Origin of the sequence: Xenorhabdus sp. PR6a (assembly GCF_028599065.1) — a bacterium.
Lineage (GTDB): Bacteria > Pseudomonadota > Gammaproteobacteria > Enterobacterales > Enterobacteriaceae > Xenorhabdus > Xenorhabdus doucetiae.
In genome coordinates this window covers 22,298-36,272 of record NZ_JAQRFJ010000039.1, presented here as the reverse complement: position 1 = coordinate 36,272, position 13,975 = coordinate 22,298, and the positions used below count along the sequence as shown (strand labels likewise).

The 13,975-nt window shown below is 46.0% G+C and carries 9 protein-coding genes; 2 read left to right on the top strand and 7 right to left on the bottom strand.

Going from position 1 to position 13,975, the window contains the following annotated elements; all coding sequences use genetic code 11:
- From PSI15_RS11615 to malT, 7 genes are all read right to left on the bottom strand, one after another.
- The coding region (locus PSI15_RS11615) for a hypothetical protein (RefSeq protein ID WP_273583670.1) at positions 1 to 449 on the bottom strand (449 nt) is incomplete at its 3' end.
- 632 nt (positions 450 to 1,081) lie between these two features.
- Entirely contained in the window at positions 1,082 to 1,681 is a 600-nt protein-coding gene (locus tag PSI15_RS11610) for a DUF1349 domain-containing protein (RefSeq protein ID WP_273583672.1), read from the bottom strand.
- Positions 1,682 to 1,695: 14 nt separating this feature from the next.
- Complete coding sequence (locus tag PSI15_RS11605) at positions 1,696 to 2,805, bottom strand: MFS transporter (RefSeq protein ID WP_443256089.1); 1,110 nt, start codon at positions 2,803 to 2,805, stop codon at positions 1,696 to 1,698.
- Between the two features lie 171 nt (positions 2,806 to 2,976).
- A complete protein-coding gene (locus PSI15_RS11600; RefSeq protein WP_273583668.1) occupies positions 2,977 to 3,630 on the bottom strand; it encodes an HAD family hydrolase in 654 nt (217 codons plus the stop codon).
- A gap of 25 nt (positions 3,631 to 3,655) precedes the next feature.
- Positions 3,656 to 4,717, bottom strand: a complete 1,062-nt coding sequence (locus tag PSI15_RS11595) for a zinc-dependent alcohol dehydrogenase (RefSeq protein WP_273583667.1) — start codon at positions 4,715 to 4,717, stop codon at positions 3,656 to 3,658.
- Positions 4,711 to 5,964 carry a class-III pyridoxal-phosphate-dependent aminotransferase gene (locus tag PSI15_RS11590; protein WP_273583666.1) on the bottom strand — a complete coding sequence of 418 codons (1,254 nt, stop codon included), beginning with the start codon at positions 5,962 to 5,964 and terminating at the stop codon, positions 4,711 to 4,713. Before PSI15_RS11590 ends, PSI15_RS11595 begins: the two co-directional genes overlap by 7 nt.
- 232 nt (positions 5,965 to 6,196) lie before the next feature.
- Entirely contained in the window at positions 6,197 to 8,911 is a 2,715-nt protein-coding gene (malT, locus tag PSI15_RS11585; protein WP_273583665.1) for an HTH-type transcriptional regulator MalT, read from the bottom strand.
- Between the two features lie 423 nt (positions 8,912 to 9,334).
- On the opposite strand from malT, the gene malP reads away from it, so the two are divergent.
- Positions 9,335 to 11,764 (top strand): maltodextrin phosphorylase, encoded by a 2,430-nt coding sequence (gene malP / locus PSI15_RS11580; RefSeq protein ID WP_273583664.1) that lies wholly within the window; start codon positions 9,335 to 9,337, stop codon positions 11,762 to 11,764.
- A 9-nt stretch (positions 11,765 to 11,773) separates the two neighbouring features.
- Positions 11,774 to 13,894 carry a 4-alpha-glucanotransferase gene (malQ, locus tag PSI15_RS11575; protein ID WP_273583663.1) on the top strand — a complete coding sequence of 707 codons (2,121 nt, stop codon included), beginning with the start codon at positions 11,774 to 11,776 and terminating at the stop codon, positions 13,892 to 13,894.
- Positions 13,895 to 13,975: the final 81 nt, after the last annotated feature.

The following is a 13,975-nucleotide window of genomic DNA, read 5'->3' as shown; positions in this document are numbered from 1 at the left end:
GCAAGCGTCTTCTTTGGGTAATGAGTTATCAAAGTATGCTCGCGCCCTGGATATGCCCCAAGCTCGCTCAATGTCATGTTTTTCAAGCTTTCCTCTACCACTTGAGGATTTTCAGCAAGCTGTTTTTCCAACCCGGAAATAATATTTTCTAATTTTGATTTTTTCTCCTGATTTAAGTCAGGAATAGTTTTCATAATTTCGTCAGGATTTACGGAATCGATTTTTATATTAAAATCACCAATATTTACGAAAGGAAGATCAACGAATTTCATATCGTCAAAAATGGCATCCGATCCCCAGTTAATTGGTACGTCAATAAAATCTTTCAGTTCAGGGGCAGCAATTCCAGGAATAGTCGAAGTGATATTTCCTTCAAAGTGTACAAGATTGCCATTCTCGTCTGGAATAGAAACCTCAATAGGCGAATAGTTGTTAGGTAAAAAACTCATAATATGTTCCTTATAAAGGATGAAAATGACACCCAAAATTAAATGAGGCTATGGATTAAATAGTGCAAAATGGATTCACAATAATTTTCAAAATTCTTTTTAAAGGATTTTGAAAATTATAATTAAAATCCATTATTTTTGACACAGGGATATTATAAATATTATTATTTATTTTAATATCAAAGAGATTTGTGTGGCATATACTACAAGACCGCTAATTCCAAGTTTAATGGCGAGATCGAATTTAATGAAGGTTATTTCGGGGAGCCAAGCCAAGAGTAATGTGGTCAGGGTAAGAACGTTAAAGGCTATTTTTTGAACGGACCGAGCAAATAAAACACTGACTGATACTTTAACAAGACCGAATTGAGTGATATTCACCCCAGGCTTGATTGCATTGCATACAAATTAAGCTCAGAAAACGTTCGCACTCGAACCAGCAGGAGTATTGAACACAAATTTACGGTTTAACCTCCACTGATACATTTAAAACCGTAACTTCCTACTCAGAATCACCTGCCCTTATTTTCTCTTATTTTAAGAAAAAGAAGGTCAGTAAGTAGCGTCAGCCGGGGAAGTTACAAACAGTTTCTCTTTGGCTTAAGTTAGCCAAAGAGAACGAAATTTAATGACTAACTCAAATCATGCAGGTGTTTTTTCAATGATGACGTTAGCCTGAAATCTGAAAACCGCACCTGTAACCCTTCACGCCCTGGTGAACAGCACATCGCACCGACAAAGATACGCTGATGATGACCAACCGTAAACGGAGACAATCTCAGTAACGGCCATGTCACGCCATCGGTGGAATACTGCAACCGGATTGCCCCGTCACTGTAGGTCAGCCGTAGCCAGAACTTATCGGGATTACCGGGGAAAATCCCCATCGCCCAGTCAGAACATCCATGGGTCAAGACACTGCCGATAGTAGCCTGCCCATCAGAATGTTCAATGCCAGCTTTTAGCCAATGTTGTTCATCCACCAATAACATCATCCCCGCCTGATCATATAACTGTTCAAACTGGCCTTCGATACAAAACTGGAAGGTAAAGCCTTCCTCAAGTTCAAAATCATCAACATAGCCACCAAAGACATGACCACTATGCCGCTGAAACCCATACCATGTATCACGCCAGAAATCGGTTTTATTATCCGTCGTGACATGAAGCTCATCCCCTTGACACCGCCATGAAGCAGGCTCATTCAACCAATGACATTGCTGCAAGTTCATCACTATTTACCCTGTTATTTTCTGGTAGGATTAATCAAACCATATCCCGCTAATAATGAAAGGGAAATCAAGGCAATACAGGCAAAAGCACCATGCAGTGTTACCTGATGTGCCAAACCGCCAATAATGGCCGGCCCAAGCAAAATCCCTGAATATCCCATCGTAGAAACGGCAGAAACGGCTAACGCGTCTGGCATCACTTTCTGCTGACCTGACGCGGTGAAAAACATCGGCGCCAAGTTGGATAATCCCGCTCCTATCAGCAGGAAAGAAATGCCCAACTGAATCGGACTGGATGCCAGATAGATCAGAACAAAACCCGACGTCGCCAAAATCGCGCTACCCAAAAATACACGCCGATACCCACAGGCTGCAATGATCTTATCGCCCAAAAATCGCCCCGCCGTCATGGTAATGGCAAAAAGCGTATAGCCAAAACCCGCCTGATGCGTACTCATGTTATGCACACTACTTAACAAGATCCCACTCCAATCCAGCATGGAGCCTTCCATTAAGTAAACGACAAAACAGAGCGCGCCAATCAGAATAACAATCCCTCGAGGCAAGGCAAAAAATGGCGTCTCCTCGGTTTCCGTGTTATCCAACATCCCATTCCATGTTGGCAATAATAGCAGAATAACGAATACCCCGACGGCAATGGTGACCTGTAACGGTGAGATCCCCAAAAACAACAATAAGCTGACAATACCGGCTCCCGCCATTCCCCCTAAACTGAACAAGGCGTGAAAGCCCGACATAATCGGCTGATGGACTCTTTTCTCAATATTGACCGCATGGATATTGATCACCACGTCTGTCGCCCCAATGCCCATACCGAACACAAACAAGGCACACGCCAGTGTCAATGGGGTCGAGAGCACACTTAGCCCCGGTAATATCAAAACAGCTAACAGAGCAAAAAGGGTAAAAACCTTCCGGCAGCCAAAGCGGGTCGCCAACATGCCCGCAATTGGCATCATAATGAAAGAGCCAATACCAAACACCAGTATCAGCAACCCCATTGAGCCATCATCCAGCCCAAGTCGTTCCTTTACCAATGGGATCAGCGGTGCCCAACTCGCAATGCTGAATCCCGCAATAAAAAACGAAATTCGCGTTGCCATGACAGGCGGTTTTATTGAAGCGACTGCATATTCTTCAGACAACTTAATTCCTCCAAGCCATACCCATTAAACAAGATATTTCAAACCCTATCCTTTAAATCCTATCTCCTGCAAACAGTGCTTTCCGCCTGTTCTGACGGAAAGCACCAAATATTGAGTTTCAATAAGACATCACACTATATTGATCCCCGAAAATTGGGGGATATCGGTTAACCTCTCAATAATACGGGAAGCCTGCCCGTACTGCTCTGCCACCGACAAAGCATGAGGCCAGGCATATACCCACGGAATACCTGCCTGTTTTGCTGCCGCGATCCCCAAATCAGTATCTTCAATCACCAACGTTTGCTGAACATCCATCTCCTTCAATTTCAGCATCGCCAAATACGGATCAGGGAACGGTTTCGTTCTCTCCACATCATCGCCAGAAATCAAGGCAGGAGGTGCATGGAGATCCAATAAACCCAGATTTGCCAAACACACATCACGCGGCGCGGTGGACACAAACCCAAAATTAATTCCATTTTGTTGCAGGGCCGCAATCAAGCCAGTAATGCCCGGACGCAAGTAATGTGCGGACAATTTTTCCTGATAACGGGCAATAATTTTTTCGGTAATCTCTTGCTGCATTGAGGGAGGAAGGCCAACCTCATCCAACGTTTCCGCCAGACTCAGGCCAATCAATTGCTGAGGTTGGATATCACTTATTTTAGCTGGTGCCTGCTCTCCCAACTCACCTAATACATCAAGCAATACGTCAAAATGCAGTTGCTCACTATCGACAATAACGCCGTCGATATCAAAAATAACATGGCATCTGTTCATCGAAACCGTCCTTCAAAACAATTGATTATTTTAGGTCAGAAATACGAATCAATACCTTACAGTTTGGTGTCGTGAGAGGAACTTGGGTTTTCGATGCAATATCACAACCGACCGTCAGAAAAGCCTGTTGATAATCCTTGAAATCAAAGATCTGGCTGATAAAACGTTTCACCGGAATAACGCCATCGCGGATCATGGCGTAGGCACGTTCAAAACTGTTATTCAGCGAATCGATGGAACCTATCACCGAAAGACTTTTATCGGCAATTTTCATGATATCCAAATTGGCATGTTTGTCTTTCAAGGCAACATTCAGCAACTTCCCACCCGGTGCCAGATGGTCAAAAATATATTCAGTCAACTGCCCCGTCGTATCCACACACAAATCAATCCGAGCCGAGGGATTGCCGTATTCCTGAATCAGTGCTTCATCAAAGTCAGAATATAACGGGCATTCAGGTGGCAAATTATTTCTTGCAAACTGAATCCGGTTCTCATTCTTCTCGACCATAAAGGCTTTCACGCCCCGCTCATACAGCGCCCAAATGTACAACATCCCCATCGGGCCGGCTCCTGCCACTGCCGCACGAATATTAGTATGCGTGATCCCCAGCTTATCCACCCCGGTTAAAGTGCAACTGAGTGGTTCAGTCAGCGAGGCTTCCTCCATACTGACATGATCATCCAGCCTGATAAGCAAATTTTCTTTTGCCAAATATTGACCTGCAAACGCGCCATCATAGGAAACGCCGGCTTCCGTTCCCAATTTTCTCTCACAATGGTTGGGACTTCCCGTCTGGCACATCCGGCAATGGCCACAAAAGTAAGTCGGGTTGACAACCACACGATCGCCCACCTGAAACTGCGTCATTCCGCTGCCAACTTGAGATACTACGCCCGTGGTTTCATGACCCAACGTGGTGCCGGGAACGGCGACAGGGTAAGCCCCCGTGATAATGCCCACATCCGTGCCACAAATCCCACACACGGCAATATCAACAACAACATCGTCAGGCTCAATACAAGACAAGGTTTCAACCTGCTGAATTTCAACATCCCAAGTTTGATGATATTTAAGTGCTAGCATGATACCGCCTCCTTGCGCGCCTGTGCGACCGTTGTTAATTCTGAGAAAGTCAGATCCAGTTTATGCAGGATTTCTGCCAAATGTTCCTGGGTACAAATCAGCGGCGGGCGAACTTTAACTGCCCTTCCTTTACCATAGCGGGAACCACGCACGATCAAGTGATGGCGGTTGGCAGTCGCAATCACCTGTGCGGCAAAATCTGGGGAGAGGGTGTCAAAGCCATACATATACCCCACCCCTCTCACTCCCGTGATCTCTGGATATTGACGCTGTAATTTCAGCAAACCCTCGCGCAAGTAAGCTTCATTTTGTTGCACATTTTCTAAAACGTGATCATCTTCAATAATATCGATGATTTCGTTGAGGGCGACCAATGAGAGCGGATTGGCACCAGAGGTACTGGAGTGTTCAAATGATTCCAATATATCCAGTGAGTGACGCATTAATACCCCACCCGTGGGAATGCCCATACCGCCCGCTCCTTTGGCGAAGACAATGATATCTGGCTCCAGTTCTTTGGCATAACCCGTTGATGCGAAGAATGTTCCTGTACGGCCAAAACCGGTCTGGACTTCATCCGCGATAATGATAATGCCATGCTGGCGGCAAATTTCCCTGATCTTGCGGTAGAAAGCCACCGGGAAAACGGTGTTTCCGCCATTCCCCTGAATCGGTTCAATAATCAGACATGCGAAATTATCATTCGATCCTAATTGAATAAACTGCTCCAGATCGACAAACTGCTCCTCACTCGGTTGTGGTTGCCCTGACAGGACGCTGGCTGGCGTAGGAATTTTTATCGATCCATCAATATTGATATGGAAGTCTTTAATTCTGAATGCGTTACCCGAAATCTGAGCGGTTGCAAGAGATTGTCCATGATGGGCAAGAAAGAGCGAAATCACGCCTGAGCGCCCTGTCGCTTTTTGCGCTATGCGGATAGCACATTCAACCGCCCCCGATCCAGAAACATCGCGCAGCCAGATACGATCGACACCTTCAGGGGTATATTTAACTAATTTACGCAAAATATATTGTGACATTTCCCGTGTATAAGCCGAACTCAAATGGGTACATCTATCAATCTGTTGTTTGAGTTTTTCTGCAATCCGATCATTGGTATAGCCGAGCGGCAAATTAAACGTGCCTGATGCCGCGTCAATATACTTTTCACCATCAATAATCAAATAAGGGCCATGACCAATAAAGCGGGAAAGCATGCTTTCAAGATCGTTTCTATCTTCCATATTACTCACCACTATTAGTTATATTAAACAAAGAGTTACATGCACAACGAAAAACATATCTACTGTGATGAGACTAGATTAAGCACATTAAAATTTTATTTCGATCACACAAATGCCATAAAAAATATTAAGCAAATTTAAAATTTAATTTATATCTGAAAAATCATATATTTGTTTATTAATATTCATTAATCATATTAAATGCTAAATAAATCGCATTTAGAAATAATAACTAAACCCCCAATCCCATCATTTGCATTAATTTTTGCGCCTGACGAATAGCATCCTGTCGGTGGGTAATCCCCATTTTCTGATATAAATTACGGATATGGGTTTTGATCGTGGTCGCAGCAACATCTAATTCGGCCGCAATTTGATCGTTACTGTAACCAGAATAAATCAGCCCCAACACCTGCCATTCACGTTGAGTGAGTGGACTGTTGCGGATAAGCTCAGGCACATCAGGATGAGTGAGCAGTTGTTCTACAAAAGTTTCGTCAAAATGGGCAAATTTATGTCGGTGCTGCCGGTTGATTTCCCGGAGAATACGTTGAGCCCGGTGCTGTTCCATCTCAGGCAAGATATTGAGTTGGATAAGCTGACGCAATTGCAAGGCCATCAACTCACCCTCAATCACAAAATGGCTGATAAACCCTGTCTGGTTAGCCAAATTCAAGGCTTCCATCAAAACATCCTGCGCCTGCGCCTTGCGCCCAAGCTGCCAATAAAGCAAATTACACAGCAGCAGATTCCGATTCAAGTCGCTGACCAATGCCAGTCTTCTTGCATATTCATTCAATTTTTCCAAGATAGATCCCGCTTCCTCATACTGACCCAGTGAGATTTTGACTCGTGCAATATTTCGCCATTGATTTTGATTGAAGTGGTTACAAAAACTTTCTGGCCGTTCTGCCTGTGCCAGCCATTGAGCCAAGGAACTGCTATCTTCCAAAGTCTGCCAAATAATGACCCGCAACTTGTCCGTATTCGTCCGCCAATCGCGGTGATATTGCCCATTACTCAGTAAATTTTCACAGCGGGTCAAATAACGGCGAGCGTTATCAATATCCCCCCGAACCAAAGAACATTTCGCCAATTGGGTAAGGCATTGTAATTGCTGTTGTGGCTGATAATTAGCCAACACATCTAACCCCAGGCGGGCGGCTTCTTCTGACTCATCAATACGAGCCCAACACCACAAAAGTTGTGAACGAATTCTCAGCAGAAACTCATGCATCGGTAACTGCTCCAGATGCTGCTCCCGAATCAAATCAAAAGCATGGGTCTGGGTATCATAAGCCGCCTGCAAATAACCTTGTGCCAGTAAAATTTCACTTTGTTGCAACAACGCCCACAAAGCATAGTGATAAACATGACAAAGGCGGGCGAGTTGCTCCGTTTGCTTCATTAATGCCAATGCCTCAGCCAACTTACCATTGCAGTGCAAGACTTCCCCTTTCACTGACATCGCCACAATGCGCCCATATTGATTGTCAGGCAAAAGCGCCGCCAGCGCCTTTTCCGCCAACGCATCAGCATCAGCCGGACGCCCATCATTCATCGCCACTTGTGCTCGCAGGGCATCAAACTCTGCCAGCAACTCCGGCTCAATGGGGATTTGCTTCTGTTGTAGTGATTGCTCTGCCTGATTCAATAACGCATTCACCTCATAGTAGCGATGCTGGCTTTGTGCCAGCCACGCTTGCAACAGTACCAAGCGCGGGCTTTCCAACAGGTGTTCATACGGCAGTGCATTCATGCACTCTCCCAATAGGGATAATTTGCTGTGGTTAAACAACTCCCAGGCATGTTGCAGCAAAATATCCCGCAACAAAATAGTATCTCCTGCGGCGAGGGCGTGATGGATAGCTTCCCCCGGATACCCCTGCATCAGCCAGCCTTTCACGGCGGCCCTATGTAATGCAGGTAATTTAGCTGCCATTTCCCATTGGCAACGCTGGCGCAGAAATGAAGCAAACAAAGGATGAAAGCAGAACCATTCACCGGAATCGTCCATCCGTTGAATAAACAACCCCTGACGTTCAATGTCTTCCAAGCGCTGCTGACCATTTTCCTCTCCCGTCAGGCAAACAATCAGCCCGTCATTCATGGAACGCAGAATAGAACTGTGCAGCAAAAAATCCCGCGTCGCCTGATCCACCCGATTTAACACCTCATCCACAAGATAATCCGCAAGATGGCTGGCATTAATCCCTGCAAGGCGCTTGGCTGACATTTCGGTTGTATTACCCGATTGGCGGGCAGAAAGGGCAATCAGTTGCAAGGCTGTTGCCCACCCCGCAACATCATTGCATAACTGTTTACAGTGTTCAGCATCCAATGGGCTCATTAATCGCTTGGCGAAAAATCGCTCGGTTTCCTGATAATCAAAAGCCAGTTGCTGGCTATCAATCTCCAATAACTGTTCACGTACGCGCAGGTTGGCAATGCCCAACGAGGGCAAGTGGCGTGATAAAACCACTAAGGTCAAATTTTCAGGTTGATGGCGGAGGAAAAAGCGCATGGCTTCATGAATAAGTTCATTGACAATCAGGTGATAATCATCGATGACCAGAAAAATCGGTTGCTGCCATTCGCTAAGCTCAATAAACAGTTGCGCAAACAGGGCAGGTAAATTGGCATATTGGTGTTTCTGGGCCAGTACCTCACTTTTCACACAATATCCCTGCGTTGCCTGCTGAACAGCGGCAATCAAATAGCTGGCAAAACGCTCTGGCTGATTGTCACTATCATCAAGAGAATACCAGCCCAGATGCGCCTGCTCGGCCGCCCATTGTGACATCAACGTCGTTTTACCGTACCCTGCGGGACTGGTTATCAATACCAACCGATAATTCTGTATTGCATTGAACTTTTCTAACAGACGTTCCCGTATGACCATATTATTGAGTCGCAAAGGGCGACTGAGTTTCGATGGGATAAGCATTAATTTTCTCCCCTCATAAGCAATCAATAAAAGCAATGAATAAAACCGATACCTGAATTTTGTCTGACACGATTAAGTCACTTACACCGTTTGCTATGAACACCATTTGCTATGAATATCATTATCATTCGCGATGAACACCATTCTCATTCATTAATAACCACCAAATGTAGAGAAACGCCCATTTTTTGCAAACAAGTTGATTAATTTCATTGTGTTAAATTGCACCTTGTCACATTCTTGGGTTGCAACCTTTCTATTTCTCTAATGAAATTGCGGAAAAGCTCGAAAGAAATCGCTACGCCCTGATACTCCTCCCTGCGAATATTTTCACGGGATGATGTTTCCCTTGCAACTAACCTTCAGCATATCCCTTTAAATAATTCCCCCAATTTTCCTCAGCTAGTGACAGGATGCGACATCATGGAACTATCCACATTAAATAAAAACCCGACACTCAATAAAGCCTTATTTCAGGCTGCTCTCACACGCCAGTGGCAATCTTTTGGCCTCAACTCAGCTCAGGAAATGACATCACATCAGTGGTGGCAGGCTATTAGTGCAGCCGTATCTGAATTACTTCCCCCCTCCACTCAGCAAAACGATGCCAATCCATCTCCTGACCACCAACGTCATGTGAACTATATTTCGATGGAATTTCTGATAGGCCGACTGACAGCCAATAACTTATTGAATCTTGGCTGGTATGACGATATTCAGTCTTATCTGGCAGAAGATGGCCTTGTTCTGAGTGACTTGCTGGAAGAAGAAACTGATCCTGCATTGGGCAATGGCGGGTTGGGCAGATTAGCAGCCTGTTTTCTCGATTCAATGGCGACAATTAATCAACCCGCTACGGGATATGGCCTCAATTATCAATATGGACTCTTTCGCCAATCGTTTAAACAGGGCCAACAAATTGAAGCACCCGATGATTGGGGACGCGCGTCCTATCCGTGGTTTCGCCACAACGCACAATTAAAAGTGAGCGTCAATTTTGGCGGCGAAATCGTGACCACGGCCGAGGGTTATGAAACTTGGGCGCCCGCCTTCACCCTGATTGGTGAAGCATGGGATTTACCTGTGCTTGGCTATCACAATGGCGTGACGCAACCACTGCGCCTGTGGCAAGCAACCTACGATAGCCCCTTTGACCTGTCACTGTTCAATGATGGGCAGTTCCTGCACGCTGAGCAGCAAGGCATTGACGCTGCCAGCCTGACCAAAGTGCTTTACCCGAATGATAATCATCAGGCCGGTAAACGCCTGCGCCTAATGCAACAATATTTTCAGTGTGCCTGTGCCGTGGCAGATATTCTGCGCCGCCACCAACAAGCAGGGCGAAAACTTGAAGAACTCGCGCAATACGAAGTTATCCAGCTTAACGACACCCATCCCACCATCGCGATCCCTGAAATGATGCGTCTTCTGCTTGATGAGCACCTGTTAAGTTGGGAAGCCGCATGGGAAATCACAGAAAAAACGTTCGCCTATACCAACCATACCTTGCTACCGGAGGGCTTAGAACGTTGGGATGAACAACTGATGGGTGAGCTTCTGCCACGTCATCACCGCATCATTCAGGAAATCAACCGGCGCTTTAAAAAAACTGTGGATCAAATCTGGCCTGATAACCAACAAGTTTGGGAAAAATTAGCGGTTATCCATGACAACCAAGTCAGAATGGCTAACCTTTGTGTTGTCGCCTGCTTTGCCGTCAACGGGGTGGCAGCCCTGCACTCCTCGTTGATCGTGACAGATCTGTTCCCTGAATATCATCAATTGTGGCCAACCAAATTCCACAACGTGACTAATGGTGTAACCCCACGTCGTTGGTTGAAACAGTGTAACCCCGCACTTTCTTCATTAATTGACCAAACATTAGATCATGAATGGGTGAATAATCTTGCTGTCCTGCAACAACTCGAACCTTACGCCGACGATGCTGCCTTCCGTGAAACCTATCGAGCCGTTAAACAAGACAATAAAATTCGCCTGTCCAACTATGTCAATAAGGTTATGGGACTCAGGATTGATCCCCATGCGATTTTCGATATCCAGATAAAACGTCTGCATGAATACAAACGTCAGCATCTGAACCTGCTTCATATCTTGTCGCTCTATCGGCAAATTCAGGAAAATCCGGCTTTGGATATCCATCCCCGTGTTTTCTTATTCGGCGCCAAAGCGGCTCCCGGCTACTATCTGGCGAAAAATATCATCGCTGCTATCAATCATGCCGCCGACAAGATCAATCATGACCCGATAGTCCGTGATCGCATCAAAATTGCTTTTATCCCCGATTACAATGTGTCCGCAGCGGAACTGATGATACCGGCGGCCGATGTGTCGGAACAAATCTCTACTGCGGGCAAGGAAGCCTCTGGGACAGGTAATATGAAATTGGCCTTAAACGGCGCATTAACCATCGGAACGCTGGATGGTGCGAATGTCGAAATCGCCGAACAAGTTGGCAACGACCATATCTTTATCTTCGGCAAGACCGTGGAAGAAGCTAAGGCGTTACTGAGCAGTGGCTACAATCCACAACATGTCCTTCAACAGAATCGTCATCTCAAAGAGATCCTTGACTCCCTCGCCAAAGGTGAATTTAGTCACGGAGACACGCACGCCTTTGATCTCTTGTTACATAGCCTGACTGACGGTGGTGACCCTTATTTAGTTTTGGCAGATTTTGCCGCTTACTGCCACGCCCATCAGAAAATTGACTCTCGCTATCGCGACGCTGAAGGCTGGACGCGCAGTACTGTACTCAATACCGCTCGAATGGGGAATTTTAGTTCTGACCGCACCATTCAGGATTATCAACAACGCATCTGGCGAACTAAATAGGGATTGAGTATGGAAAAGACATGCCTCAATGATTTGGCAACTGAGGCCGGCATTGCCAGCGAATACATTAATGCCTATGGAAAACCCCAGGCGATCCCTGCTGAAATCAGGCATCGAATACTGGAAGCCATGAGTGCAGATATACCGGTCGGGAGGCCGGTTCCTCATCTACAGACTTCCTCTTTACCGAATGTTAAAGTGGTTATCCAGGGGCAAATGGCGACGTTGCCTTTGGAGAACTCAAATTATTACCAGTGGCAGATACAGACTGAGCAAGGGGAAATACTTCATGGTCGCTGCCAGCATCAACTGACTTTGCCAACCGACCTCCCCTTGGGATATCACACACTGGATTTAATCGCGAACACTGACTCTCGGCAGTCCTCCATGCAACTGATTGTTGCTCCAAAACGTTGTTACGAACCTGATGCCATAACACGTGGAGAAAAACTTTGGGGCGCCTGCGTTCAACTTTATACCCTCCGCTCAGAAAATAACTGGGGAATTGGCGATTTCGGCGATCTGAAATATATGCTGCAAGAACTGGCACAGAGTGGCGGTGCTTTTATTGGCCTGAATCCTCTTCATGCCATATATCCTGCCATGCCTGAAAATGCCAGCCCTTACAGTCCATCTTCCCGCCACTGGCTCAATATCATTTATATTGCCGTCAATCAGGTAGAAGATTTTAATGATAGCGCTGAAGCACAAGCGTGGTGGCACTCAACGGAAACACAGCTCGAACTCCAGCAAGCCCGCCAAACCGAATGGGTCGATTACACCGCAGTCATGACGCTAAAAATGGCGGCATTGCGGCTGGCTTATCCGCAATTCAAGCGCCGGTCTGGCGATGATCCGCAACAAATCGCTTTCCAACAATTTGTCACCCAAGGCGGCAAAAACCTTTATTCTCAAGCGGCTTATGATGCCCTACACCATAAGCTATATAGGGAAAACAGGGCTTATTGGGGTTGGCCTGTATGGCCGGAAGAATACCGTGAACCTGAGAGCGACACGGTTAAAGCATTCTGTCATTCACACCCACAAGAGATAGCGTTTTTCCTTTGGTTGCAATGGCTGGCTGACACTCAGCTTGCCGAATGCTTCACGACCAGCCAAACCCATCACATGCCGATTGGCATTTACCGTGATCTGGCCGTCGGTGTCGCACAAGGAGGGTCAGAAACCTGGTGTAACCGAAGTATCTATTGCACCAAAGCCTCTGTAGGCGCGCCCCCTGATATTCTGGGACCACTGGGGCAAAACTGGGGACTTCCGCCAATGAATCCCCATGTATTAAAAGCCCAAGCCTATCAACCTTTCATCGAATTACTGCGCAGCAACATGCGCCATTGCGGTGCATTGCGTATCGATCATGTCATGTCGTTACTCAGGCTCTGGTGGATACCACAAGGAGAAACAGCCGATAAAGGCGTTTATGTTCATTATCCGGTTGACGATCTGTTAGCGATATTGGCATTGGAAAGCCAGCGCAATCATTGCTTAGTGATAGGCGAAGATTTAGGCATTGTACCGGAAGAAATTGTGGGTAAATTACGAGATAGCGGTGTTTATTCCTATAAAGTATTTTATTTTGAACGCGATCAGCAAGGTGAATACCGTTCTCCCGATGAATATCCCGCGCAAGCAATGGCAACGATTACGACCCATGACTTACCTACCTTACGTGGATTCTGGCAAAATAAAGATCTCACCTTAGGGGAAGACATCGGCTTATACCCTGATAAAGCGCTTCTTGCCGATTTATATGCGGAACGCAAACGCAGCAAGCAAGCATTACTCACCAGTCTAAAGCGTCACGGCTATTTATCAAAAGAATGGCTCAAGCCAGATACTCTTTCTTCATTGCAAGCGGCACAACCTGAACTTCTGATGTCAAACGCGATAAATCAAAGCATACATCGTTACATAGCCCATAGTTCTAGTGCTTTATTGGGATTACAACCTGAAGATTGGCTGGATATGGAACGCCCCGTCAATATCCCTGGCACAACAGAGGAATATCCTAACTGGCGACGAAAACTTTCTACCACATTGGAAACGATGTTTGCAGACGCCCATATCAACCAGTTGTTACAAACCGTTGGCGAATGCCGAAAACAGGGTTGATAGCTTTTTATCACTGACTGAACCACCGGCATACTCGTCATACTTCAAGATACATTGATGATCTCCCCGCGACGCGGGGAG